27 protein-coding genes are annotated in these 25544 nt (G+C 66.3%); 16 read left to right on the top strand and 11 right to left on the bottom strand.

The annotated features are described in order from the left end of the window. Window positions 1–96: 96 nt before the first annotated feature. Genes BM197_RS02910 through BM197_RS02895 form a run of 4 tightly spaced genes read right to left on the bottom strand, consistent with a single transcriptional unit; the run spans window position 97 to window position 3350 of the window. Window positions 97–705, bottom strand: a complete 609-nt coding sequence (locus tag BM197_RS02910) for a DUF2238 domain-containing protein (protein ID WP_090708621.1) — start codon at window positions 703–705, stop codon at window positions 97–99. 40 nt (window positions 706–745) lie between these two features. Further along, on the bottom strand, window positions 746–1561 hold the full coding sequence (locus BM197_RS02905) for an endonuclease/exonuclease/phosphatase family protein (protein ID WP_090708620.1): 816 nt from the start codon (window positions 1559–1561) through the stop codon (window positions 746–748). Window positions 1562–1616: 55 nt separating this feature from the next. Next, window positions 1617–2186, bottom strand: coding sequence for a hypothetical protein (locus tag BM197_RS02900; RefSeq protein WP_090708618.1), 570 nt, complete (start codon window positions 2184–2186; stop codon window positions 1617–1619). A gap of 12 nt (window positions 2187–2198) precedes the next feature. Then, window positions 2199–3350, bottom strand: a complete 1152-nt coding sequence (locus BM197_RS02895) for a zinc-dependent alcohol dehydrogenase (protein WP_090708617.1) — start codon at window positions 3348–3350, stop codon at window positions 2199–2201. A gap of 116 nt (window positions 3351–3466) precedes the next feature. Here BM197_RS02895 and BM197_RS02890 point away from each other — a divergent pair, with 116 nt between their 5' ends. Next, complete coding sequence (locus BM197_RS02890; protein WP_090708615.1) at window positions 3467–4195, top strand: DUF72 domain-containing protein; 729 nt, start codon at window positions 3467–3469, stop codon at window positions 4193–4195. Between the two features lie 45 nt (window positions 4196–4240). Here BM197_RS02890 and BM197_RS02885 read toward each other — a convergent pair whose 3' ends face one another. After that, entirely contained in the window at window positions 4241–4867 is a 627-nt protein-coding gene (locus tag BM197_RS02885) for a LysE family transporter (RefSeq protein ID WP_177216689.1), read from the bottom strand. A gap of 67 nt (window positions 4868–4934) precedes the next feature. On the opposite strand from BM197_RS02885, the gene BM197_RS02880 reads away from it, so the two are divergent. The 5 genes from BM197_RS02880 to BM197_RS02860 all read left to right on the top strand — a co-directional run bounded on the left by BM197_RS02880 (window position 4935) and on the right by BM197_RS02860 (window position 9669). Beyond that, window positions 4935–5372 carry an Lrp/AsnC family transcriptional regulator gene (locus BM197_RS02880; protein ID WP_090708612.1) on the top strand — a complete coding sequence of 146 codons (438 nt, stop codon included), beginning with the start codon at window positions 4935–4937 and terminating at the stop codon, window positions 5370–5372. A gap of 79 nt (window positions 5373–5451) precedes the next feature. Next, on the top strand, window positions 5452–5988 hold the full coding sequence (locus tag BM197_RS02875) for a hypothetical protein (protein ID WP_090708611.1): 537 nt from the start codon (window positions 5452–5454) through the stop codon (window positions 5986–5988). A 253-nt stretch (window positions 5989–6241) separates the two neighbouring features. Next, window positions 6242–6889, top strand: coding sequence for an ATP-dependent endonuclease (locus tag BM197_RS02870; RefSeq protein WP_245762347.1), 648 nt, complete (start codon window positions 6242–6244; stop codon window positions 6887–6889). Between the two features lie 135 nt (window positions 6890–7024). Then, on the top strand, window positions 7025–8260 hold the full coding sequence (locus BM197_RS02865) for an MFS transporter (RefSeq protein ID WP_090708608.1): 1236 nt from the start codon (window positions 7025–7027) through the stop codon (window positions 8258–8260). Between the two features lie 14 nt (window positions 8261–8274). Further along, on the top strand, window positions 8275–9669 hold the full coding sequence (locus tag BM197_RS02860) for a YibE/F family protein (protein ID WP_090708606.1): 1395 nt from the start codon (window positions 8275–8277) through the stop codon (window positions 9667–9669). A gap of 32 nt (window positions 9670–9701) precedes the next feature. On the opposite strand, the gene BM197_RS02855 is transcribed toward BM197_RS02860, so the two are convergent. Together BM197_RS02855 and BM197_RS02850 are read right to left on the bottom strand one after the other, a co-directional pair. Next, window positions 9702–11072: an FAD-binding oxidoreductase gene (locus BM197_RS02855; RefSeq protein WP_090708605.1), complete on the bottom strand. Its 1371-nt coding sequence runs from the start codon at window positions 11070–11072 to the stop codon at window positions 9702–9704. Between the two features lie 87 nt (window positions 11073–11159). Next, complete coding sequence (locus BM197_RS02850) at window positions 11160–12305, bottom strand: AI-2E family transporter (protein ID WP_090708603.1); 1146 nt, start codon at window positions 12303–12305, stop codon at window positions 11160–11162. A 286-nt stretch (window positions 12306–12591) separates the two neighbouring features. Here BM197_RS02850 and BM197_RS02845 point away from each other — a divergent pair, with 286 nt between their 5' ends. From BM197_RS02845 to BM197_RS02825, 5 genes are all read left to right on the top strand, one after another. Next, window positions 12592–14406 carry a hypothetical protein gene (locus BM197_RS02845; protein ID WP_090708601.1) on the top strand — a complete coding sequence of 605 codons (1815 nt, stop codon included), beginning with the start codon at window positions 12592–12594 and terminating at the stop codon, window positions 14404–14406. 19 nt (window positions 14407–14425) lie between these two features. Then, a complete protein-coding gene (locus BM197_RS02840; protein ID WP_090708599.1) occupies window positions 14426–15253 on the top strand; it encodes a hypothetical protein in 828 nt (275 codons plus the stop codon). A gap of 158 nt (window positions 15254–15411) precedes the next feature. Further along, window positions 15412–15720, top strand: coding sequence for a hypothetical protein (locus BM197_RS02835; RefSeq protein WP_090708598.1), 309 nt, complete (start codon window positions 15412–15414; stop codon window positions 15718–15720). Between the two features lie 7 nt (window positions 15721–15727). Further along, window positions 15728–16270, top strand: a complete 543-nt coding sequence (locus tag BM197_RS02830; protein WP_090708596.1) for a hypothetical protein — start codon at window positions 15728–15730, stop codon at window positions 16268–16270. Continuing rightward, a complete protein-coding gene (locus BM197_RS02825; RefSeq protein WP_090708595.1) occupies window positions 16267–17058 on the top strand; it encodes a hypothetical protein in 792 nt (263 codons plus the stop codon). The genes BM197_RS02830 and BM197_RS02825 overlap by 4 nt, the downstream gene beginning before the upstream one ends. A 26-nt stretch (window positions 17059–17084) precedes the next feature. Here BM197_RS02825 and BM197_RS02820 read toward each other — a convergent pair whose 3' ends face one another. Then, entirely contained in the window at window positions 17085–17609 is a 525-nt protein-coding gene (locus BM197_RS02820) for a GNAT family N-acetyltransferase (RefSeq protein WP_090708593.1), read from the bottom strand. A 214-nt stretch (window positions 17610–17823) separates the two neighbouring features. On the opposite strand from BM197_RS02820, the gene BM197_RS02815 reads away from it, so the two are divergent. The 5 genes from BM197_RS02815 (at window position 17824) to BM197_RS02795 (ending at window position 22414) form a co-directional block, all read left to right on the top strand. After that, entirely contained in the window at window positions 17824–18966 is a 1143-nt protein-coding gene (locus BM197_RS02815; protein ID WP_090708591.1) for a M23 family metallopeptidase, read from the top strand. Between the two features lie 183 nt (window positions 18967–19149). After that, entirely contained in the window at window positions 19150–19710 is a 561-nt protein-coding gene (locus BM197_RS02810) for a flagellar protein FlgN (RefSeq protein ID WP_245762346.1), read from the top strand. Between the two features lie 8 nt (window positions 19711–19718). After that, the gene (gene flgK, locus BM197_RS02805; protein ID WP_090708590.1) at window positions 19719–21146 is read left to right on the top strand and encodes a flagellar hook-associated protein FlgK; all 1428 of its coding nucleotides are present in this window, start codon (window positions 19719–19721) and stop codon (window positions 21144–21146) included. Window positions 21147–21149: 3 nt separating this feature from the next. After that, the gene (flgL, locus tag BM197_RS02800; protein WP_090708588.1) at window positions 21150–22034 is read left to right on the top strand and encodes a flagellar hook-associated protein FlgL; all 885 of its coding nucleotides are present in this window, start codon (window positions 21150–21152) and stop codon (window positions 22032–22034) included. Then, complete coding sequence (locus BM197_RS02795; protein WP_090708587.1) at window positions 22031–22414, top strand: flagellar assembly protein FliW; 384 nt, start codon at window positions 22031–22033, stop codon at window positions 22412–22414. Before flgL ends, BM197_RS02795 begins: the two co-directional genes overlap by 4 nt. Before the next feature lie 97 nt (window positions 22415–22511). On the opposite strand, the gene csrA is transcribed toward BM197_RS02795, so the two are convergent. From csrA to BM197_RS02780, 3 genes are read right to left on the bottom strand one after another with little or no spacing between them, the layout of a single operon-like run. After that, window positions 22512–22757 (bottom strand): carbon storage regulator CsrA, encoded by a 246-nt coding sequence (csrA, locus tag BM197_RS02790; protein ID WP_090708585.1) that lies wholly within the window; start codon window positions 22755–22757, stop codon window positions 22512–22514. 4 nt (window positions 22758–22761) lie between these two features. Next, the gene (locus BM197_RS02785; RefSeq protein WP_143094961.1) at window positions 22762–23520 is read right to left on the bottom strand and encodes a hypothetical protein; all 759 of its coding nucleotides are present in this window, start codon (window positions 23518–23520) and stop codon (window positions 22762–22764) included. Continuing rightward, window positions 23495–25492: a flagellar biosynthesis protein FlhA gene (locus tag BM197_RS02780; protein WP_425435672.1), complete on the bottom strand. Its 1998-nt coding sequence runs from the start codon at window positions 25490–25492 to the stop codon at window positions 23495–23497. Before BM197_RS02780 ends, BM197_RS02785 begins: the two co-directional genes overlap by 26 nt. Window positions 25493–25544 lie beyond the last annotated feature (52 nt).

Raw genomic sequence — 25544 nt, 5'->3', positions numbered from 1 at the left:
TTCGGAGATTCTTGCTGAATCGTGCCGCCGGAAACCGCACGCCGCGATTCTCGCGAAAACTCCGCAGTTGCAAGCGGCATTCACGAACCGGCGAGGTCAAGCCGCGGCGCGACTGGCCGGTGTTGCTCCGATGAACCGGCTCTCGGCGGAGAGGTAGCCGCCGGCGAAACCGACGAGCAGCGAGCCGAGTCCGCCGGCGGCGAGGTCGCCGATCGTGTCGGTGTAGTCGACGAAGATCGTGTCGTCGATGTAGGTGTTTCCCACCCACTCGGCCAGCTCCCAGATCACGCCGGCCGCGAGCCCGAGCACCGTCGTCAGGATGACGATCGACCGCAGGCGGACAGCACTCGTGGCGGGGTCAGGGACGATCCCTGCCCTGATGGCGAGGACGTAGAGAACAGCAGCCGTCAGTCCGTTCAGGGCGAAATGGACCACGGTGTCCCAGTAAGAGATGGCTTCATAGAGGTTGAGCAGGGCGCTCCATGCCGCGACGAGGACGGAGATCCCGAAGACTGCGTCGAGTGCTGGACGGATGCCGAGGAAGCGCGGAACAACAAGCCCGAGCAGTCCAAGCGCGAAGACCGCGACGTCGACTGCTGACCAGCCGACGAACGCCACAATGATGCTGAGCACGCCCACGACCCGGACCCCGTCTGCGGCCAGTTCGGCACGCCCTCGAGGAGCCCGCAGGAACGTCTCGATCATGGCCACAGAATATCCCGTCCCCCCCGAAGAGGCACCGCTCTCAGAGGGTGAGGCGTGCTTGCACCGGCTCATGATCCGAGGCCGCCGTACCGCGAAACCGCGACGCGTTGATCCCGATGGCCTTGACGGTTATCGTCCCGGTAACGAGCAGCCAATCGATGCGCTTGCCGCCGTACTTCGGCCGACGGTAACCCGAGAAGGTGCCCCATGCGGGCGAGAGGCGTTCGTTCGCGGTCGTCCAGGCATCCCGGAGCGGACCGCTGGTGAGGATCCGGTACGGGGCCGACCGCACGCCGGCGTTCATGTCGCCGAGGACGATCGCCGGCGCATCCGTCGCCTTGACCAGATCGTTGAGCATTGTCGCCGATCGAGCGCGTGACGTGCGGGAGAAATGGTCAAAGTGCGCGTTGAAGACCGAGAAGCGGATGCCGGTGGCCTTGTCGGTGAGGTCGGCGGACACAACGATCCGCGGCAGCCTGTTGCCCCAGGACCGGGAGCCGGCGACGTAAGGGTTGTCCGAGAGCGCCCGCTGCTTCCAGTCGTGAAGGGTGAGCCGACGGGTGTCGAAGAAGATCGCACACTGCTCGCCGCTGCCGTCGGCGTTGCGGCCACGGCCAATTCGCTTGTAATCGGAGCCGAGCGCCTGGGCGACGAACTCAAGCTGATCGGGAAGCCCCTCCTGGGTGGCGAGGATCGTCGGCATCTCCCGTTGGAGCAGTGTCTTCAGGAGGGGTCGGCGGCGGGTCCACAGGTCAGGGCTGTGCTGGGTCACGTGTGCCACGCGTCGACGGATGTTGTACGTCATGACATGCAGGTCCGGTGGTTCCACCGGGCCGATCATGGCGGCATCCGTCATGTGCCCAGCGTATGGCCGACGTCGCCTTCTGCGGCGAACCTCGACTGCGTGCACGTCAGCGTCGCCGGGCGAGAGCCCTCACGGTGGTGTAGAGCAGGCCGGCGGCCAGGACCCACGGACCCGCGACGAGGATCGGATCCATCCATTGATGCTTCACGTCGGCGCGGTTCCTGCCAACCCGCGAGGAATACCCGTGCCGGGTGAGCTCACTGAGGACTCCGGTTTCAGTGATCGGGTTGTCCGGGCGCAGGCTCGCGAAAGACAGTAGGTGACTCTCCACGGCGTCAACGCGGTCGGCTGCCAGCAGAATCAGCCAGTGAGCAGCCTGGCCTTCGCTGTACTCCCGGTAAGCGTACTTTCGGAGGACCCCGGACACTCCCCTCGGTGGCACCGTCGTTCCGAAGACCGGGGTAAGCATCTTGTGTTCGACCGACCGCTCGCGGGGCCATTTCTCCGGCTGACGGTCAGGAAAGTCCCAGTGCGCACCGGTCGCAGCGGGATCGAAACGTTCCCTCGGTACGGCTGGACGGTTTTTCGGGTCAAGGTCGGCACCCCAACCGGGGATGCGTGCCCGGAGGTCGTCGTTCGACTCGCGTCGTTTCGGTTGCTCGGCGGTGTACGGCATGTCCGTTCCCTTCTAGGCGCTCTGGCTCGGCACGATGACCGGCTTGATGCAGTTATCGAGCTTGGCCGAGAAGATGTGATATCCCTCGGCGATGTGCTCGAGGGGGATGCGGTGAGTGACGATGTCGCTCGGCTTGAGGTACCCGTTCTGAATGTGTTCGAACAGGCGCGGCCACTGCCGTTTCACCGGGCACTGGTTCATGTGCAGGGTGAGGCCTTTGTTCATGGCGTCACCGAACTTCACGGCGCTGAACAGCGGACCGTATGCGCCCATCACGGATACCGTCCCACCCTTGCGGACCGAGTCGATCGCCCAGTTCAGGGCGACGGGTGATCCGCCCTGCAGCTTGAACTTGGCTGAGGTGAGGTGTTGGGTCAGGTTGCCGTCCGCTTCGGCGCCGACAGCATCGATCACGGCGTCCGCTCCGAGGTAGTCGGTTGTCTTCTTCATCTCTCGGACGATGTCGTCGTACTCCGCGAAGTTGAAGGTTTCAGCGTGCGCGAATGTGCGGGCCTTCTCAAGCCGGTAGTCGAGATGGTCGATCACCAGAACCCGCCCAGCACCCATCAGCCAGGCCGACTTCGCAGCGAACAAACCGACGGGCCCGGCGCCGAAGACCGCGACAGTGTCTCCTTCATGGATGTCACCGAGCTGCGCACCGAAATAGCCGGTGGCAAGGGCGTCGGTGCAGAGGAGCGCATCCTCGTCGTCCATCCATTCGGGGATCAGGGCCGGGCCGACATCCGCGAACGGCACCCGAACGTACTCGGACTGCCCACCGTCATATCCGCCGCACGTGTGCGAATAGCCGTAGATGCCGCCAACCGCGGTGGCGTTCGGATTCACGTTGTGGCAGTTGGAGTACAGGCCCCTGGCACAGAAATAGCAGGAGCCGCAGTAGATGTTGAACGGGACCATCACGCGGTCGCCTCGTTTGAGGTTCTGGACCGAGGAGCCGACCTCCTCGACGACGCCGATGAACTCGTGACCGAACGTCATTCCTACCCGGGTGTCGGGCATCATGCCGTGGTACAGGTGCAGGTCGGATCCGCAAATCGCGGCGAGCGTCACGCGGATGATCGCGTCATTGGGATGCTCGATGGGCGGGATGTCCTTCTCGTCGACCCGAACCTTGTACGGTCCGCGGTACACCATCGCTCGCATGGGAATCCTCCGCTCGGTAGTTCCTCTTCATTCGTCGTGCAGGCAAGCGTCGCCGTGGCTCCTTCATGCCGCAAGGGGGTTGTGGCTGATCCGGCCCCGACTTATACGGTGGGCAAATGGGAAGCATCTCGATCGGCACGTCGGGGTGGAGCTACAACCACTGGGAGCACGTTCTCTACCCGGAGGGGCTCGCCCGATGGCACCGGTTGGCGCACTACGTCGACCGGTTCGATACCGTCGAGCTGAACGCCAGCTTCTACAGGTGGCCGAAGGACGCCTCGTTCGCGAGTTGGCGCAGGCGGCTCCCGCCGGGGTTCCGGCTCTCGGTGAAGGCGCCGCGCGGGCTCACGCACGGCAAGAAACTGTACGACCCGGATGCCTGGATCGACCGCGTCGCCCGCGGCTGGCACGAGCTGGGCGACAAACGGGCGGTACTCCTCGTGCAGTTGCCGCCGGGTATGGTGCGCGACGATGCGCGGCTCGACTACTTTCTTCGGCGGTTGCCGGACTGGATCCCGGTGGCAGTGGAGTTCCGGCATCCGAGTTGGCACGACGATGCGGTGTTCCGGCTGCTTGAAGCGCACGGCGCAGCGTATTGCGTGATGAGCGGCGCGAATCTGCCGTGCATTCTTCGGGTGACCTCGTCGATCGCGTATGTCCGTATGCACGGCCCGGACCACGACCACCTCTACGGCGGTTCGTACTCCGACGACGACCTGCGTTGGTGGGCGGATCGGATCCGCGAGTGGAGAAACTCAGGAACGGATGTCTACGTCTACTTCAACAACGACGGGAACGGCAACGCGGTGAGGAACGCCGAGACGTTGCGGGCCCTGGTGGGTTGACGAGGATGGATGGAGAAAGAGGCCAGGCGCGGGTGAGCCGTTCGGTCAGGTCCCGGCGTGGTGGACCGCAGCAGCGACCAGTGCCGCGATGCCCAACGCGAGGACCATGGCCGAGCCCGCGGTGCTGAGCATCCGTTGCCCGGAAGGCCGCAGTCGTCTGGCGAGGAGCGCGCCGGTACCGGCAAGGCCCAACTGCCAGCCCATCGATGCGACACCGACGCCAGCGACGAACGCCGCGCTGGATCCTTCGAGCCGGAACGTCGACGTGAGGGTCGCGGCGAGGGCGAGAAAGTACAGGAGCGTCGCCGGGTTGATCGCTGTGAGGCCAGCGAAGCGCGCGAACACACCGATGGAGGAGCGGGGACTCGAAGCATCCGTCGGCGTCGCCGCGTCGCGGGCCCGCGCCAGTCCGGCGCTGCCCAGTGCGACGAGTACGACCCCGGAGACCAGGGCGGGTGCGGCGCCGAGCGCGTCGATCCAGGATTCGGCGAGAAACCCGAGCGTGACCGCGACAGCACAGTAGGCCGCGTCGACCGTGGCGACAGCGATGGCTCCGACGGCAGCGATCCGGAAGCCGGAAACGATGCCCTCCCGGATCAGCAGCACGCCGATCGCGCCGAGGGGCATTGCAACCCCGAGGCCCGCCAGAGTGCCGATCAAGAACAGGGACATACCGTCAGGATCCTCCGCGCACCAGAACCCACTGCCCATCCCACCGCTGGTCGGATATATTCACGGCATGGATGGCATCGACGACGAAATTCTCCGTCACCTCAGCACCAATGGCAGGATCTCCTTCAGTGAACTCGGCACCCTGGTCGGGCTGAGCACGAACGCTGCCGCTGCGCGGGTACGGAAGCTTGAGCGGTCGGGCGTCATCATCGGCTACCGGGCGGTCCTTGCCGATGACTACCCAGACGCTCCTTCGCGAGGCACCGGCCTTGAGGCGTTCATCGATGTGCGGCTGCGCCCGGACGGCGATTCGGACGCATTCCTCGCCTTTGTCGAGAAGCTGCCGCAGGTGCGGGATGCCGTGCACGTCACGGGGCCGTACGACTACCTGCTCCACATCATCGTCGACGACACCGGCCTCTTCGATGCGCTGCTGCGCAGGCTGAAGACCGAGGCGGGTGCCGCCCAGACCCAGACCAGGCTGGCCCTTCGGGCGCCTCGGTAGGCTGGGTCCCATGAGTTGGTTCGGACCTCGCGAGGCTCGCGGCAGCTCTCTCGTACTGCTCGCGTCAGGACGGTGACGGATGCCGACAGCCGCAGACAACCAACGGATCGCTGCGGAGGTTCACGCTCTTCTCGATCGTGCCGTTGAACGGCTCGGTGCTTCTGGCGCGCGCACGGAGGCGCTCGCCGAGTACGTCCCCGAACACCGGGTGCTGCTCGTTTCACGTCCCGCCGTGCTTCGGTCGATGGGCCGCGTCTGGCGGCTCGGGGTGTTTTTGCTCGGAGCGGACGGCTCCCTCTATGAGACGGGGCACACTACCCGAGCTTTGGAGCCGGGGCGCCCGGCATACCAGTCGCAGTCGGCGGAGCAGCGTCGCGCTTACCGAGCCGCGGCATCCCGCGGGCGATTCCCGTATGGCGAGACGGTCAACTTCGATGCGGCACCGGTGGTGATCGACGCCGAAAAGCTTCGGACGTCGCCCGGTCGCCTGTTCCTCGACGGCGACCAGCCGCGGGTGCGCTGGAATGCGACCGCTGGCGACGCGGATGCCGTCGACCTCGCGTCCTACCTCGATGATCGGGTGGAGTTGCTGGCCGATCCGCCTGCGGGGGCTTGAGGGGGACGGCGCGCGGCGAAGTCCTGCACCGTCGCCCATGGGCGCTCGGCCACACCCTCGGCACAGGACTTCGTCGCCTGCCTGAGTTGTGCAGAAGAAGTTCTTGGTCGCACGGTTAGAAGGAGATTGCAGGGTTTCAGGATGCTTTTGGCCGTTTGGTCCTGATAAGCGTGCCATCTCCTGCAAAACGTTCGCGACGGCATCCGCCTCTGTCGCCAGCGGCACCAGCGCGCAACAATGGGCGATGGGCGACATGGCGCGGTTTCGAGCCGCGGTCTCGAGCTACGCGCGAAGGGACGCGGATGCGCAGGAGGCTGTCCGCGAACTCGCCGGCACCGTCCGACGCGCAGTGCTGGTCGAAGGCGAGAGCGACCGGATGGCTATCGAGGCGCTCGCCGAAGCCCGGCATCGCGACTTCGAGGAGGAGCGGGTGGCGATCATCCCTCTGGGCGGCGCCATGAACATCCGCAGCTTCGTGGAACTTCTGGGCCCGGCGGGTCTCGGGCTCGACCTCGCCGGCCTGTGCGACGTGGGAGAAGAGGGCTTCTTCCGTCGCGCCCTGGAACACGCTGGGCTTGGGCAGGCCCTGAGCCGCAACGACATGGAGAACCTGGGATTCTCGGTGTGCAGCGCCGACCTTGAGGATGAGCTCATCCGGGCGCTCGGAACGGATGCCGTCGAACAGGTTCTCGACGCACAGGGCGACCTGCGAGCCTTCCGCACGTTTCAGAACCAGCCTGCCCAGAGAAGCAGAGCCGTGGATGCGCAATTGCGGAGGTTCCTCGGCTCGATCGGCGGCCGCAAGAGCCGGTATGCCCGCGCCCTCGTCGAGGCGTTGGGCGAGAACCCGGCACCACGTCCGCTCGAGCGCCTGCTTGATGCCACCGCGCCCGTGCCGTGACTCAGCTTTGTGGGTCTGCCCGGCCGGCAGGATCACCATCCTGGGCTCGGAGTCGATTAGGCTGTATCGCCTAGCGCGCCGCCCATAGGAGTTCGGATCCGCGCATCATGCCCACTTCCCTGATCGGCGACGCCTGTGTCTACTCACACGAACTCAACGAACCCCACGACCGCTCCGGGCGCATCCGCTGCGTTCCCGTGGATCGGCCTCCTCACCCTCGCGGGTGCAATTTTCGTCTCGGTGACCAGCGAGTTCCTCCCCACCGGCCTCCTGCCCGAGATGGCCGCCGAATTGGATGTCAGCCTGTCGACAGCCGGGTTGCTCGTCACCGTCTTCGCCGGCACCGTTGTGGTCGCGACGACGCCGCTCGCCGCGCTTACCCGAAAGTATTCGCGCAAAGGGCTCGTCTTCGTGGTCCTGCTCGTCGTCGCCCTCGCGAATGTGCTCGCCGCTATCGCCCCGACCTACGAGATCCTCGTCGGCGCCCGCATTCTCGGCGGTCTCGCCCACGGGCTGTTCTGGGCGGTCGTCGCCGCGTACTCGGCTCACCTCGTGCCGAAACACCAGCTTGGCAAGGCGGTCGCGATCACCTCGGGTGGCGGCTCCGCCGCATTCGTCCTCGGCGTCCCCGTCGGAACGGCTCTCGGGCACGCTCTGGGCTGGCGCGTGGCGTTCGGCATCATCGCCGTTATCGTCGTGCTTCTGGCTCTCGCCGTGCTGAAGTTCCTTCCGCCGGTGAACCATCATGTGCCCGTTAAAACGGGTGAGATCCGGCTGCCGATGCACAAGGACCGCAGCATGCGCGGGGTGCTGCTGCTCTGCCTCGTCATCATGGTCATTCTCACCGGGCAGAACACCTATTACACCTACATCGCACCATGGCTGATCGATGCAGCACGGTTCCAGGAGGCGTCGGTGCCGTTCCTCCTCTTCCTCTTCGGCGGCGCGGGTGCGATCGGGCTCGTGCTCGCCGGCTTGGCATCTGATCGGTTCCCCAAACGCGGCTTTGCGATCGCCCTGATCGCCGTCATGGTCTCGGTTCTCGTGCTCGCGCTCTGGTCGGCCAACGCTGTGGTGGTCGTCGTCGCTTTCGTCGTCTGGGGTGTCGCGTTCGGCGGGGTCCCCGCGATGCTTCAGACCCGGATGCTCCACACCGCCTCGTTCCGGACCCGCGACTTCGCGGCCGCTCTGCAAACCACCGCGTTCAACGTCGGCATCGGCGGCGGAGCATTGCTCGGCGGCCTCCTGCTCGACCGGAACGGCATCCAGTCGCTTCCCTTCGCCCTGATCATCTTTCTCGCCGGTGGCCTTATCGTGATGGTCGCCACCGATGCAGCGAGATCCGCACGGGCTCGACGCCTCCGGCACTGACATCGAAGGACACCATGGGCCATAGCCACTCTCACGAGCACGTCGACGCTTCGCCTGAGGCGGCTGCCACGCGCCGTCGCGCCAACCGGCTCCTCGCCGCCATTCTGATTCCGATCACCCTGGTGACGATTCTGGGAATGTTCCTGCTCTGGCCGTCCGGAACTCCGACTGACGTGGAGATCGGCAACCCGTACTCGGCTGCGCAAGGTGCAAGTTTCCAGGTTGGAACCGTCGAGCGCACCAGCCTTGCGCCGTGCCTGTACCCGTCCACCGAGGCCAGCGTCGACCAGGAATGTGCGACGGTCCATCTCGCACCCGACAGTGGCGGCGCCACCGTCGCCGTTGAGGTGCCTCCTGAGGTGGACCGGGAAGCCGACGTGAAAGTCGGTGACCGCATCCGTTACCTCGACCTCGGCGCCGCCGGTGAGGGCGCTCAGTCCCGCTACTCCTTCATGGACTTCGTGCGGACGGTCCCGATGGCCCTCCTCGCCGCTGTGTACGCGTTTGTCGTTGTGCTTGTCGCACGGTGGCGGGGCTTGCGTGCCCTTCTCGGTCTGGCCGGTGCCTATGCCGTCGTTGCCCATTTCATCATCCCCGGGCTTGTTCAAGGGGCGCCGCCGATCTTGCTGGGGCTCGTGGGTTCGAGCGTGATCATGATCGGGGTCCTCTATTTCGCTCATGGTTTCTCGGCACGGACATCAACGGCCCTGCTTGGAACGATTTTCGGCCTCGTCACCACCTCCCTCATCGCGGCTTGGGCGACCGGCGCAGCCCATCTCACGGGGCTGAACGATGAGGCCGACTACACCCTCTCGTATGCGACCGGATCGATCTCGCTCTCCGGAATCCTCGTCTGCGGCCTGATCATCTCAGGTTTGGGAGTGCTCAACGACGTGACGATCACACAGTCATCGGCCGTATGGGAGATGCATGAACTGGCCCCCGAGTCGAGCGCCAGGCGCCTGTTCGCGGGCGCCATGAGGGTCGGACGCGATCACATCGCCTCGACGGTGTACACGATCGTGTTCGCCTACGCCGGCGCGGCGCTTCCACTGCTCATCCTGCTCTCGCTTCAGGAACGCCCGTTCGTCGAGACAATCAGCAGCGGCGAACTGGCCGAGGAGATCGTCCGCACACTGGTCGGGTCGATCGGGCTCGTTCTGGCCATTCCGGTCACGACAGGCATCGCTGTGCTCGTCGTGAAAGCGGTCGGCACGAAAGGCGGATCCGCTTCAACGGCGCTCCGCGAGCCGGTCGATGCAACGACCGAGCCCACCGGTTCACGGGCACGTCCGACAGCCGACTTCCCCGTGGCGGATGTACCGATTACCAGTAGGGTTCTTCGCCGCGAGCCCGCAGTCGAAAGCGGGACTGCGCGGGGCCCGGCAGGGTGGGGCGACGACGACTGAGGCCCGGACCCCGTGCGGGGCGTTGAGAACGTCTATGACGGCCGGATGTTGTGGTTACGGCTGAACAGGTTCTCCGGATCGAACCTCCGCTTGACCTCTACGAGCTTGGCGAGAATGTCCGGCGGGTACAGAAGCGCCGGATCCTCCCCGTCAGGGGCGTTCGAGAAACCGGTATACGTTCCCTGAAGGTGCGGTTCGACCGTCGCCCAGAGCTGGTGCACCCGCTCGGCCGCCTCGACCGGGGCATCCGTCGGGAGGAATGCCACCGAGATGAGAAGCACTTCGCTGTCCCGATAGCCGAAGGCCGTCGCGTCCTTGGGAATCCTGCTGAACGCTCCGGTAAGGCTTCGGATCATGAGGACCGAGCCGCCGAGTTGCCGGTACATGGATGCCAGTGAGGCGATCAGCTCGTCGTCGAGAACCCGGGCGAAAGCGTTGTGGCCAACGATCGTGATGCCCTCCGGCGGGTGTGCTTCTTCCAGAATATCCGCATATGCCTTAAGCGTTATATCGTCGCTCCGTAGCCCGGGAAGCGCGCGCAGCGGAGCTAGAGCGGCCGTCGCTGCGGCCTCATCGTTTCCTCCGTAACAGGCGAGGACCTGCACTCCTCCCGGCATCTCCGGGAAGTCGGGCATCGCCAGAAAAGTGGTGTTGAGCTCCTCGGGCGCCGCTCGCATGACATCGCGCCAGCAGGTCAGGAGGGTGGCGAGGTCTCCGTCGCCGAACTGGAGCGTCCCGGCGACGATGCCGGGCAGCACGTGGGCTCCGAAGGTGAGGTCGGTCACGACACCGAAGTTCCCGCCTCCGCCGCGAAGAGCCCAGAACAGATCGGCGTTCTCGTCGGCGCTCGCTCGGAGCCTCTCGCTTCCGGCGGTGACGACCGTTGCCTCGAGAAGACTGTCGAAGGCGAGACCGTACTTTCGAACCAGCCAGCCGATTCCGCCCCCGAGGGTCAGGCCACCGACACCCACGGTCGCCGTATCGCCGGAGCTGAGCGCGAGGCCGGCGGCTCCCAACGTCGTCGCAACGTCGCCCCAGACTGCTCCGGCCCCGATCCGGACCAGGTGGCGCTTCCGATCCACGATCTCGATCTCGTTCAGTCGCCTCACATCGATCACGAGCCCGCCGACGTTCGTACTGAATCCGCTTCCGCTGTGACCGCCGCTCCGGACAGAGAGCACGAGATCATGTGACCGGGCGAATGCGATCGCGACTCCGACGTCGTCCGCGTCCGCCACCTGTACGACGAGCGCTGGGGCGCTGACCTGACCGTAGATCGTGCCGTAGACGGCGCTCGCACTTTCGTACTCGGGGTCTTCAGGAAGAACGACGGTGCCGGTGACGGACTGCCTGAGGTCGGCGACAGCGTCAGGATGCAGGCTGGGAAAATCGGTGGTAGTCACGGGTCTCGCTCCGACGGGTTGGGGTTTTTTCCGTCGAGTGTTCTCCGGTGACTGCCCGAGGTCAAGGGGAGCAGAAGACGAGCCCGGTCACGCCCCGCTCGGCGACCGCTTCGAGTCCTGCAGGGGGAAGACCACCTTCTGCACGATGATGATGGCGGATGCCGCAACCGGGATCGCGACGAGCGCCCCCAGCACACCCCCGATCGCACCGCCGGCGACGGCGGCGATGACGACCAGCGCCCCGGGAACGGCAACGGCGCGGTTCATGATGCGCGGGCTCAGCACGTATGCCTCGATCTGCATGTAGATGAGATAGTAGATTCCGGCGATCAGCGCGGTCACCGGCGAGACGAACAGGCAGATCAGGGTGTTGATGACTGATGCGGTCAGGGTGCCGACGAGGGGGATGAGCGAGCCGAGGAAGGCGATCATCGCCAGGAGGAACGGAAGCGGCGCCCCGATGATCGACAGGAAGATGAGGCTGAGAACTCCGTTGCACAGGGCGAGGCTGAGTTGGCCGACGACATAGCGCCCCACCGCTCCGGTGATCTCCTCGGTGATCGTCGCGAATCCGACCCGGCGGTACTGGGGAACGAAGCGGTAGGCGACACCCTTCATCGAGCGCAGGGAAGCGAGGAAGTACAGGGTCAGGATGAGCACGATGACGGCCCCGGTCACGCCGCTGGCAACACCGGCGCCGACCGCCGCAAGTCCACCGCCGATCGCGACGAGGTTCTTCGGGTCGCTGACGAATTCGATGGCGCTCGCGAGAGCGTCGCTGATGCTGAGCGAACCGCCGAAGGATTCTTCGAGCCCCTTGATGAAATCGCTCCCCTGGATCTCCCTCTGCACACGGGGAAAGTCATCCACGAGGTTCGTTGCCTGCTCGACGAGCACCGGAATCACGGCGAAGAGCAGCCCGGCGAAAACGCCAAGCACCGCGAGGACGACGAGGGCGATGGCGACGCCGCGCTGGATCCGCTTCTCCAGCCAGGTGACGAGGGGGTCGAGGCCGAGGGCAAGGAACAGGGCGAGTCCGATGTAGATGAGGACGGTGCCCAGCTGGCCGAGGATGCTGCCGATGGTCAGGGCGGTGAGGACACCGAGTCCGCCCACGAGGCCGATGCGGAACGAAGCGATGCTGAACCCGGGGGCGCCCGCGCCGCGTTGCAGCGCGAAGTCCGGCTTGATGTCGGCATGATCGATCTCAGCAGTCTGTTTCTTTTTACGCATGTCCCCACACCCTCGCTCGAACCAGGCGGCTCGCGGCTGACGCCTGCCTAATATCGTGCCGTACGGCGGCACTGCATGGGTTCGGCACGCCGCAAGGACCAGTGGAAATGGCCGGGGCCTGGTGCCGGCGGACCCAGTGCCAGGCACACGTTCCTCACCCTTGCGGCGGCCGGGCGCGGGTCTTACGCTGTGACGCCAGGGCGGTTGGGCACGCTACTCGGAACCGGCCGCCTCATTCCCGCCGACGGAGTGGAGGGCCAGAATCGTGCTCGAATATCGCAGTCTGATGGGCTCCCTTCTCGAATTCAAGAACGCGCTCTCGGCAGAGAGCATCGCCGACCCGGCTGAGGCGCAAACGCGGGATCGTCACCTGGCGGTGATGACGGCCGCGGATGCGCATGCCAGTCTCGGCTGTCTCCTCACCCCGCTGACCTGGTTCGCGACGGTCGGTGAGCGGGAGGCGGAACTGCTCGGAGACATCGCGGGCGTGTGGACGAAAGGACTCGCGCTGTACACCGCCATTGGGCGGTACCGGATGTCGCTGCAATCGATCCTCGACAGGGCGCCAGACACTTCCTCCGTTGCGGAGTTGAATGCGGCGGGGGATGAGGTTCGGAACTTCGCCCCAGAGGTGCAGCAGCTCATGGCGCAATTGCAGCAACTTCGTTCCCGCGTTGCGACTCACGACCACCTGCCTCCGCATCCACGCCAGGAAGATCGCAGCATCGATGCCTGGAACTGGAACGACGTGCTCCTCGGACGACGCACCGACGCCCTCGTCCGGGCTCTGATGCGTCTGGCAGGCACACCGGAGACGGAGGCGTTCGGCCTCGGCGCCTGTGCCGGCTACGGCGCCCAGGTCTCTGGCTCGATGTATATCGGGCAATCCGTCGGGGGTCCGCGCAGGGCACATCGGCTGCGTGACCGCCTTGGACGCAACGCTGTGGGGTCATGGATCGCCGCGAACCGCCCGGACGTTCCCCGGTTCGGCGTCCTTGCCGACCGACTCGAGGCCGCCATGCCGGGAGGCATCGACGCGGATGTCGCGAATCTCCTGTCCGAAGCGCTCGCCGAGGTCTACCCTCTGGATTCTCTCGAGACGACCCCGGACATCGGGATCGGGTTTGGGCGGATGATCGCGCACCTTCGGGCACTCGAGATGATCCAGACGCCGGCTGCGCCGCCGCCGTTGTCCGATGCGATCGCCGCAGCCGTCTTCGCCGACCCGACCGCGCCGTACACGCCGAAGCTCCCCGATCAGTCGGTGCTCACCGAGTCGGGCGGAGAACCGGGCGTTCCCGGGAGCGGCGGCGGTGTGCATATCTTGTCGGCCGGTGACGACGGCCCCGCTCATCAGGAACCGCCTGACTCAACCGAAGTGAAATGTGGAGCATTCTGGGAGGCGCTCGGCCAAAGCATCCTGTTCCTGCTCGGGGGATGGTTTGTCTGCATCATCGAGGTCGCCAATGGTGACCCGTGCTCGCTGTGGGACGACATGGAGGCGAACTGGTCGGCCGCGTTCTCGAATGGCGTCTATGTCGGAGGAGAGCACGACACCGATTGGGGCACCGCCCAGTTGAGCGTCGGCGACGCGGAGTCGCTCGCGCAGCGCGCCGAATCGACTCAGCTCGCGGCCGACCTGTTCACCCTGCAGTCGACGATGTGGGAAGGGTTCCAGAAGGCCGCCGAGTTCCTTGCGCTGCACGGGGTCCTCTACCCGGATGCCTTCCTCAAGACCTGGCGTTACCGCCAGTTCACCGTGATGCCGCCGACCGAGGAGGGGAGCTGGCCGCAGCTTCCATACGACGGTGACCGGTTCGACCTGTACCCGGCCACTGGGGTGGAGCAGCCGTCCGGTTCTGCGCCGTTCCACACGGGATCGGCGCCACAGGCGATCCTCTCCGGCCTTGGTGGAGGCGGGCAGTTCTCGGCGAAGTCGGTGAGCATTCCGCTCTGGCGGCAGGTTGTAACCGGGGTGGACGACGCAGACAATTACGACCTCGATGCCGACCGCGGGTGGCGGCATCCGTGCTGGCAGACGGGCGGGTCGATAACCGACCAGCCCGTCGACGTGGTCGCGCTCGGCTACAACGAGGTCTGACGCGAGAGGATGCGACGCCATGCCCAGAGAACACGTGGCCGACGCCAGGCCCTACCTGGCGATCCCGTACTGGTCTCCCGGCGATACCGGGGAGGACCGGCCGCTGCCTGGAACGGTCACGTGGTACCTCTGCGACGGCATCCGAACATCGACGTACCAGCCGGGGCAGGTGCTCGAAGTCGCGGTGGATGTACGCAACAGCGGCGGATCGAATGCGTCGTCGCTCGCGCAGGTGACGGTCTGGTGGTCGGACCCCACGCTCGGGTTCGTTCTGCGGCCCGAGAATCTCATCGGATTCCGCCAGGTGGCCGTGGAGCCGCGGGGCGGCGCTGGCACCACGGCGCTCATGACACGGCAGATGCCGCCGGATGCCCCGAACCATATCTGCCTTCTCGCACGGGTGTCGCATCCGCTTGACCCAGCACCGCCGGTACCTGACCCGGTGAACGACCGCCACTGGGCGCAGCGGAACCTCTCGGTCGTCGCTGTTCCGGCCGGTGCCACCGCCGTTCTGCCATTTCTCGTGGCGAACCCGTTTCCGGATGCTGCCGGTTTCACGATCCGCCTTGCACCGGCCGAGAATCCCATGCCGCTGGTCGGGCAGGACGGTGTGACCGGCCAGGCGTTCACCGACTTCGTCGCGTTGCTCCGCGTCGAAGACGCCGTCGGCGAGCGTTCGCTGGAATTCGGGGTGGACCTCGAGGCGGGCGAAGAGCGCTCCCTCACGGCGGAGATCGAGGTGCGTGATCTCCAGCCGGGAAGCTTCGCTGCCTTCGAGATCTCCCAGACCGTCGGCGAGCGTCTCGTCGGCGGCATCGGCGCGGTTCTCGTGGCCGAGGACCGGTGACGCTCGCACCGGATGTTTCGGGTGTTGCTCGTGAAAACCAGAGTGACAAAAGAGGGCCCTCCGACCCGTTGCGTGGCGCGCCGGGCACCTGCCACGCTGATCGCAGCGCTCCGGGCTCATGCTTGCCCGGCCTGACATACGAACCGTCGGAGGTCGCAATGAAATCTGGGGAAGCACGTTCCTCCCTCACGCCGAAAGAACTGGCAAGTCTTGACCTGATGATCACCGCAGCCCAACAGCGCGGCGTCGGACTGGACTCCATCGCATCGGATGATGACGAAGCCGAAGCCCACGCTGACCGGGCCGAGGCGATGTGGGAAGCCCGTCATGGCGGAATCGAATTCTCGGACCGTGATCGTGAGGTACTGGCCCAGATCCGCGACCTCGCGAGTTCGCTCGAGACCCGGGTGACGCTTGGTCAGCTCATCGAGCTGCGGGCCGAGGCCGTGAGAAACCTCTCGGAATAGCGTCGGCGTGACCCTGCCTGACGGGGCGCTTCTCGGCGCGCTCACGATCGTCTTCACCCTGTGGCTGCTCGCGAGCATCCCGAACCAGTTCCGGTGGGAGTGGTGGGACAACACCGCCCGCCGGGACGTACTCGCGCTGCTGCCGCGCTGGACGTTCTTCGCCCCGCGGCCCGGCCGTCACGACCTGCACATCCTGATCCGCGACTGGTCGGCAGGCAGCCCTGGGCAGTGGCGTGAGCTCGAAAGACGTCCACCGGCCCCGTGGCTCCGCGCCTTCTGGAACCCCGACCGCTTCGTCCGCAAGACGGTGACCGACACCGGAAACGCACTCATACGCGCTGCCGCCCGCCCCGAGGCTGGCTCGTCGACGTCGATCCAGCTGCACGCTGCCTACCTCGAGATACTCGGTTGGGTTGTGGCGGCCCCGCCACCGGTGCAGGACACGTCCCCCGGCGACGCCCGGCAGTTCGTCCTCGTGCGCACACAGACGGCCCGGCCCGGGCGACGGCTTGATGTGGCCTTCATCTCTTTCGAGCACCCCCGCTTGTGAGCGCCGCCGGGTGGGCGCTCGACGTCGCGTGCCGCCTTGTGGCCATCGGAGTGTTTGTCGGCGCCGTTGAACAGTGGTCGGTCCGCGAGCAGTTCCAGCCAGGTGGCGTGCTCTTCACCCCCGCCCACCGAATGTCGCGAGTGCGGGCGCTCGTCAGTGGTCGGCACACGCTGGCCGTGCTCGTGCTCGCCCAACTGACCACAGCGCTGGTTGTTCTCGCCAGCGGGGTCGAGACTGTGCTCGGGTGGGCTGCGCTGTGCGTCCTCACGATCGCGTTCGTCGCGCTGCGGTGGTTCCGGCGCTCCGGCGGCGATGGCGCTGAGCAGATGGCGAGCATCGTCCTCATCTCCACCGTCCTCGTCGCACCAGCATTTCCCGGCGACGCCCGACTTGCCCTCGGCGTCGGTTTCATCGCCGCGCAGTCGGTGCTCGCCTACTCGACCTCGGGGATCGCCAAACTCGTGTCACCGGTGTGGCGCGATGGCACCGGGCTCGCGGGCATCCTCTCGACAATCGACCACGGCACTCCGGCGCTCGGGCAGTGGCTGGTACGGCATCCGACCCTGTCGAAGCTGGCGAGCTGGGGCACAATCGCCTTCGAGTGCGCCTTCGTTCTTGTGCTCGTGCTGCCGCCGCCTCTCGCAGCCGGCATGCTCCTGGCGGGGCTTGCATTCCACGCTGCCTGCGCCGCGCTGATGGGGCTCAATTCGTTCCTGTGGGCATTCCCTGCGACGTACCCGTGCGTCTGGGTTGCCGCCGGATTCGTTCGTGGTCTTGCATCAGGGTGAAACGGGTTGTGGCGGCGGTATCCGACTCAGCCGACCGGAGACGCTGGGCGCAGCATCCGGATCGCTGTCAGGTCGGCTCCCTGGTGTGGTCGCTTATCCCGGCTGCCATCGGGGGTGAAGCCGTTGCGGCGGTAGAAGGCCTGTGCCCGAGGATTTTGTTCGGCCACCCAGAGCTGGGCCGCCTCGCCGGCGAAAAGCACCGCGTCGAGCAATTGCTGCCCAATTCCGCTGCCGTGGAATGAGCGTTTCAGATACAGCATGCGAACCTCGAGCGCCTCGGCCGGCGGCACATCGGGGTGTTCCCTCGACACGGCGACCCCAGCGAGGGCGAACCCGACGATGGAGCCGTCGACCTCGGCAACGACCAGGCGGCGTTGAGGTTCCTGTCGGCGGAGCATCCGTTCCCACATACCGATCCGGCGGGCTTCTGTGGAGTGCTCCCAGAACTCTCGAGGAACGAGGTCTTCATACGTTTCGACCCAGCATTGCTGGTGGACCCGGCCCAGATCAGCGGCGTCCTCGAGCGACGGTTCGCGCAGTAATACGGCCATGGAAGTCGACCGTACCCGCTCGTCGCCGACCAAGTCACCCGAACTGGGATGGTCCTCTCAGGAATGATCCAGTACCCTCGGATGTACCCGAAAGTCCGGCGCGGCTCAATTTGGCCGCTGCCCGCCCGAGAACGTTAGGCGTCAGGACGACCGCGCGGAGTATCCACAAAACGGATGCCGCGGGGCCGATCGCTGCCACGCACGGAGATTATTGATGAGTGACGAGACCAGCCGCGAGCCCGACAACGGCACCGGCGGTGACTCTGCGCTCGACGTGACGACCGCCCTCCCGACCCGCAGGAGCCTGCGTGCTGCTGCCCGCTCGGCCGCCGCAACCGGCGCTCCGGCGGACAATTCAGCTGTCGTCCCCGTCGAGCAGCCGGCCGCTTCCGCGACCGCTGACACCGCCGAGCCGACCGAGACCGACGACCGTGACGAGCCGGCTGAGGTGGCGCAACCCGTCGTCATGGTCGATGCCGAACCGACCGCACAGCCCGCAACCACCGCAGTGCCGACGAGTTCTGTCCCGGCGCCATCGCGCGCTCGCCTGGCCGCACGGATGGCGGCAACGCCCGTGCCAGCTTCGGTACGGTCCGTTCCCAAGCAGTCCAGGTGGAAGTCGATCCGGTCTCTCCTGATCGTCGCGATCGCCGTGCCCTCCATCTTCGGCACGGTCGCGCTTCCGGCATACGCCTTCTCCACCGAGGACGCCGTAACGGCCGCTCCGGTCCACGCCACTGGTGCCCAGTCGCTCACTGTTCCGACCTGGACCCGCCCCGCGCTTGCGCGCGACAGCTACTCAGCCACGTCGGCAGAAGAGCTCCAGGCGGCAGCAGCAGCGAAGGCGGCAGCAGAGGCCGCCAAGCTCGCGGCCAGCCGCGCCAAGTCGTCCACGTCCACTTCCACGTCCACCGACTACGCAGCGTTCGTTGGCGGCGACGGCACCTGGATCCGGCCTCTCGCAGGCGCGATTTCATCGAGGTACGGTCCTCGCGGGCTGATCTGTAACAGTGCGGGCTGCTCGAATTCGTTCCACGACGGTGTCGACTTCAGCGCAAGCTGCGGCACCCCGATCAAGGCAGTTTCTGCCGGCCGGGTCACCTTCACCGGCTCGGGCGGTGCTTATGGACAGCGTGTGATCGTCGACCACGGCGGCGGAGTCGAGTCCATCTACGGGCACGTCCAGACCGGCTCCTTCAAGGTGTCACAGGGCCAGCTCGTTGAGCCGGGCACAGTCGTCGCGAACGTCGGTGCTACGGGTGTCGTGAGCGGCTGCCACCTCGACCTCAAGATCCGCATCGGCGGCGACTTCACCAACCCGGAGCCGTTCATGGCTGCCAAGGGCGTCAAGCTCTAGGTTCTCCACCGGTAGGTTGGGACATGGTCGGCAGCGAGCACGTCCACCGAACCGCCGGATCCGCCGCCCGGCTTCGCCGAAATGGTCACCGGAAAATAGCGCCGATGTCGCGGGCATACGCCCTAACATGGTCCTCACCCTCGCCGATAGTTGGAAATGACCAACGACGAGGAGTGCTCACGCATGAGCGAAGCCGACATCGCACTCCTGCCCCGCGCAGCGAGTGCACTACCCGACGGATCCCGGAAGTTGGATGACATGGGCGCCAACGAGCTCTCTGCGCTGATCTGGCGAGAACGAGAGCTCCTCGAGCTGCTCGTCTTCAAACTCGAGGTCGAGCACCTCCTACTGACAACCGGGAAGACCAGGTGGCTGCACCACGCCACGAACGAGATAGAACAGGTGGTGGCTAGCCTCCGCGATGTCGGGCTCGCCCGCAGTGTTGAAGTGTCCACCGTCGCCCTGACCTGGGGAACCAGCGAGGATGCCACCCTCCGCCACCTCATCGACCACGCGCCGGCTGGCCCATGGTCGGATATCTTCGCGAACCACCTGGCCGCCCTGACGCAGCTGACGGCCGACATCACTGTTCTCCGCGACACCAACGAGCGCATGCTCCGCGCAGCTTCCCGGTCGACCCAGGAGACACTCGCACAGGCATCCGCTGAATCAGGCGTTTACAACGCGAGCGGTGCCGCCGACGCCCAGTCCAGCGCCGCCCGCCTTTTCGACAAGGACCTGTGACGGAAGCAATGAGCACTTTCAGCGGCTTGAACACCGCATACACCGGACTGATTGCCGCACGGCAGGGGCTCGACGTCGTCGGCCAGAATATCGCCAACGCAAACACCGTCGGCTACACCCGGCAGCGGGTCACCACGAGCGCCATCGGCGCTCTCGGCTCAGTCGGGCCACTGGCGACCTCAACCCCCCGGCCGGGCGGCGGGGTCTCTGTCGATTCGATCGCGAGGCTCGGAAACGTCTACCTCGACGCGCGGGTACGGTCATCGGCTGGCCTCGCCGGATATTCCGCCGTTCGGGCCAACGTCCTCGGCGACGTCGAGTCTTCGCTCCGCGAACCGGGTGAGAACGGGCTCTCTGCGCAGCTACAGGAGTTCTGGGCATCGTGGCAGGGCCTGTCCAACAGCGCAGGGACATCGGCGGCCGCCGGCATCGTCCTCGAGCAGGCCGGTGTACTCGTCTCCCAGATCGAGCGCGGTTACGGCGAGATGGACGCACAGTGGTCCCACGCGCGCAGCGAGCTCAGTGGAATGGCCGAGGAACTCAACTCGGCCGCGGCACAGGTCGCGAACCTGAACGTGAGCATCCGCACCACCCTCGCCGCAGGCGGATCAGTCAACGAACTCGTCGACCAGCGCAACTCGCTCACGACGACCATTGCCGCCCTGACGGGGGCGACAGTAGCCGAACGCCCGGACGGCACGATCGACGTTCTCCTCGCCGGCAACGCGATTGTCTCGGGCGACACGGTCCGGCCGGTGAGCGTGGTTGGTTCCTACCGCCTGGACGGTGCTGCGGACGCCCCGGTGCGGCTCGAGTGGGCGCATCGCCCCGGCAGCGCGGTGGCACTGGCCGGAGGAGAAATCGCCGGAGCGGTCTCTGTGCTCGCCCCCAGCGACGCCACGAGAACGGGCGGAGCTATCGCCGAGGCGGCCCAGTCATACAACGACCTCGCCACCGCGCTTGCGACCCAGGTCAACGCCATTCACCGCACCGGCGCCACCGCGACCGGCACTGTCGGTCTCGACTTCTTCACCATCAGCGCAACCGGCCCCGCTGCTCGCGGGCTGTCGGTGGTTCCGCAAGACGCGAGCGGTATCGCCGCAGCTTCCCCCGGCGCCGGCGGACTCGACGGATCGACCGCCGATGCCATCTCCCAGATCGGCACCACGGCGGCTTCGCCGGACGCCGTCTGGGCGGGTTTCGTCACCCGCACCGGCGTGATCGCCCGCACCGAACTGCAGCAGGCCGCTCTCGCCGAATTGGCCGCGTCATCCGCGTCGAATGCGCAACTGGCCAACGCCTCCGTCGACCTGGACGAGGAGAACGTCAACCTGGTCATGTTCCAGTCCGCGTACCAGGGTGCAGCCCGGGTGATGACCGCCGTCGACGAAATGCTCGATACGCTGATCAATCGCACCGGAATTGTCGGGAGGTAGGCCGTGATCGCACGCGTGACAAGCCAGACGATGATGCGCTCTGCGCTCACCAACCTGCAGTCGAACATGAGCCAGATGGCGAAGCTGCAGGAGCAGGCATCCAGTCAGAAGCTCATCGGTCGACCGTCGGATGATCCGACCGGCACGGCGACCGCCCTCTCGATCCGTGCTGATCAGCGCGCCAACGAGCAGTACGGCCGAAACATCAGCGATGGCGACGCCTGGCTGACCACCGTCGACTCCGCTCTCTCGAATGCGACGGTTCTGATGCACAAGATCCGCGACCTGACGGTGAAGGGCGCCAACGATGGCGCTTTGTCGCCGGCGGCCAAAGAGGCGATCGCTGTTGAGCTCGAGAGTCTGCAGTCCGAACTGCTCAGCGAGGCGAACACCACCTACCTCGGCCGCTCCGTCTTCGCGGGCAACTCCGACGTCGGTAAGGCATTCACTGCAACGTTCGCTCACACTGGTGCGGCCGGTGCCAGTGTGGAGCGTCGGGTCGGATCGGGCACAACCGTACGGGTCGACGCCGACGGCGCCGCCGTCTTCGGAGTCGGAAGCGATTCCGTGTTCGCGCTCGTCTCAACCATCGTCAGCGACCTGCGCGGCGGCGCCAATATTGGCAGCCACCTTGCTGCGGTCGACGGACACCAGCAGGCAATTCTTGGCCAGCACGCCACAGTCGGCGCCCGTCACGCCGAAATCCAGCGGGCCATGGAGGTCAACGTGGAAAAGTCCGTGTCACTCGAAGCACAGCGCTCCGAAGTGGAGGATGTCGACCTCGCGAAGATCATCCTCGACCTCCAGGTCCAGCAGGTGTCGTACCAGACCGCCCTCGCGGTCACGGCTCGCGTCCTGCAGCCAACCCTGATGGACTTCCTCCGGTGAGCGCGCTCCGCTTCCTCGTCCCTCCGCCCGGGCTTGAACCGCTGGTGGACTTCTCCCTGGTCGAGACCGACGGCGCACCGGGGCTGTATTCGCTGACATCGACGGCCGAGGGCGGTCCCCGGCTGTTCGTCCTCGACGCCGGGCTCCACCTTCGGCGCTACCAGCCGACGATCACTGACGAGCAGTGCGAACTGCTCGGCCTGAAGGCCGCAGAGGACGCGTCCGTCCTCGTCGTGATCAACCCGGGAGAGAACGAAGCGACGACGGTCAACCTCATGGCCCCGATCGTTCTCAACCGGGTGACGGGCGGATGCGCCCAGATCATTCTCGAAGGTCAGGACTGGCCGCTGAAGGCCGAACTGGCGTCCGCCGCCCGATAGCCGCAACGACGGCCTCGCGTCGCCCGATCACGCGGTGCGGACGGCGTCACGCGGTGCGCCGGGGGTGTACGTCCGAAGTGCGTGAAAGCGCGCGCGGTCAGCCGGCGGTCGGGGGCAGGTAGCCCAGCGCCGCCTTGATGCGGTCTTCGGCGGAGGAGTCCACCTCTACCGCTGCGCGGTTGGCCTCGGTGACGGCCTGGACGATCTCGTCGCGCTGGATCTTGACGCCCGACGGTGCGTCGATACCGATCCGGATGCTGTCGCCACGGGATTCGAGGAAAGTCACGACGATGTCGTCGCCGATGAGGATACGCTCGCCGGGTTTGCGTGTGAGAACTAGCATCCGCTCAACTATCCCATACCGGTCGGGGCGACCGGGCCGTCCCAGGCGCGAGGCCGTCCACCCAACCGATGGGCAGGTTCAGTTCCTCGACCGTCTCCGGGCTCGCGGTGAGCGCGCTGCCTTCGACGGCCACCGCATCGACCGGGATGCGGGACGCGACGGTGTTGACCCAGAGCGCCGTGTCGTCCGGCTTCCGGCCGGCATCGACGGCGACCCACACCTGGTCGGGCGAGATGCTCTGCACGAGCTTGTCCCAGCCAGAGCGTGTGACCGAGTCGCGGTCGAGCCCGAACGCGACGAAGACCGGGCTGGCGGTGTGCACTCCGATCGCACGGGCGCGAACTGCGGTGCGACGGTCGTCGACCCTGACCGCTCCGGCCAGCTCGATCGAACCGGCCACCGCGATCTCGCGCGTGGTCGACGCCGCCGCCATCGAGCGGACCACTGAGAGCGCGTCGACGGAAGCACCGATCACGAGAATCAGGTCACCGGGCGCGCCCAACGGGCGAGGGACATATGCCCGGCGCAGAAGGCGCCGGGGCAGAACCGGGGGCTCCGGCGCGAGATTTGCCGTGAGGTCGTCGAGCACCTGGGCGAACGCCCGGGCACCAGGGGCGGGCGCCGTTCCGCTGCCATCCGTGTGCAGCTCGCGTTCCTCGCCGTCGATCGAATCGAGAAGCGCGGCCATTCCGGGTGGTACCGCCGGTGCGGGCTGCTGCACCTGCGGTGCTTCAAGGTCAGGACGCCGGAATCGATTGGGCATCGCCGATCACCCCCACGGTCTCGATGTCGACGTTCGCGGCGCCTGCCTCCTGATAGGACAGCACAGGAAGACCATGCGACTGGCCAGACACAAGGCGCTTGATCGCGGGGCGGAGCGCGGGTGCGCAGACCAGGACCGCGGAATGCCCATTTGCTTCCGCCCGTGCCACTGCACCCCTCAGCGAGGCGAACAGCGATTCGATCCTGGTCGCATCGAGCAGGATCTGGGTGCCGAATTCGGACGGCCGCATGGCTTCGAGCATGGACTGCTCGAGCGTGGGGTCGATCATGATCACCCGCAGTGTGCGTCCGTCGAGGTACTGGCTCGACAGGGCAGGGCCGAGCGACTGGCGGGCGGCTTCGATCAGTCCTTCCGGATCGGTGGAGACCTTCGCCCGCAGTGAGAGCGCCTCGTAGATTCGCGACAGGTCGTTGATGGGGATCTGTTCGGCGAGCAGCCCCTGCAGCACGCGCTGGATTTCGGCGAGGCTCAGCAGTGACGGGGTGAGCTCGTCGACGGCCGACGGGTTGACCTGTTTGATGCCGTCTGTGAGAAGCCGCACGTCTTCACGGGTCAGCAGCCGGGCCGCGTTGCCGGTGATGATCGACGACAGGTGCGTGACAACGACCGAGACCCGGTCGATCACCGTCGCGCCCGTCATTTCCGCGCTGTGCCGCATCTCCTGCGGCACCCATTTGCCGACCAGCCCGAAGACCGGCTCCACCGTCGACTGCCCGGGCAACGTGTCGAGGGCGTCGCCGAGGGCGAGCACCTTACCGGTCGGTGCGAGGCCCCGGCCGGCTTCGACGCCCGCGATCCGGATGACGTAGGTCGACGATGGCAGGTCGACGCTGTCCCGGGTCCGTACCGGTGGGACGATGACGCCGAGGTCCATGGCGATGGTGCGGCGCAGCGCCCTCACCCGGGCAAGCAGGTCGTCGGAGGACCCGGATACCATGCTGACCAGGTCGGGCGCGAGCAGGATCTCGAGCGCGTGCACACGCATCCGCTCCATCAGTTCCTCCGTCGTCTCCGAGCGGGGAGCGTTGTCTTCGCTTTCGGCCAGCTCCTCCGATGCCTTCTTCGCGGCTTCGGAGGTCTTGATCCGCTGCGCTGCGAAGAGCAGGAAGAGCCCAACCCCGATGAACGGGAGCACCGGCATGCCGGGAATCAGCGCCATCGCGATCGCCGCGCCTCCGGCGATCATCAGGGCGTTTCTCGACTGGGACAGCTGGGCGGATGCGGTCGACCCCATGTCGGATTCGGCATTCGATCGCGTCACGATCATGCCAGTAGACACCGCCATCAGCAACGCTGGAATCTGGGTGACCAGGCCGTCGCCGATGGTGAGGAGCGTGTACGTGCTGACGGCTTCACCGATCTCCATGCCGTTCTGCAGCATGCCGATCGCGATGCCGCCGACGACGTTGATGATGATGATGATGATGCCGGCGATCGCGTCACCCTTGACGAACTTCGAGGCGCCGTCCATCGCTCCGTAGAAGTCGGCTTCAGCCGAGACCTCAGCGCGGCGCTCGCGGGCCTGGATGTCGGTGATGAGGCCGGCGTTGAGGTCGGCGTCGATCGCCATCTGCTTGCCAGGCATGGCGTCGAGGGTGAAGCGCGCGCCGACTTCGGCGACCCGCTCCGCGCCCTTGGTGACGACGACGAACTGGATGACGACGAGGATGAGGAAGACGACGGCGCCGATCACGATGGATCCGCCGACGGCGACGTGGCCGAACGCTTCGATCACCTGCCCGGCGTACCCGTCACCGAGGACGAGCCGGGTGGATGCCACGTTCAGGCCCAGCCGGAACAGCGTCGCGACGAGCAGCAGGGAGGGGAACACCGAGAAGTCGAGCGGTTTGCGTACGAACATCGTGGTGAGCAGGATGACGAGCGCGAAGAGAATGTTGATGATGATGAGCACGTCGAGCAGCCCGGCGGGGACGGGGACGATGAGCAGCATGAGGATGCCGACGACGCCGAGCGGAACGGCGATCTTGGAGAGGTTTCGGTTC

The organism is Mycetocola miduiensis (assembly GCF_900115155.1).
Taxonomy (GTDB): domain Bacteria; phylum Actinomycetota; class Actinomycetes; order Actinomycetales; family Microbacteriaceae; genus Mycetocola_A; species Mycetocola_A miduiensis.
Note: the sequence above shows the minus strand (reverse complement) of the source record. Positions and strands in the feature narration are given on the sequence as shown.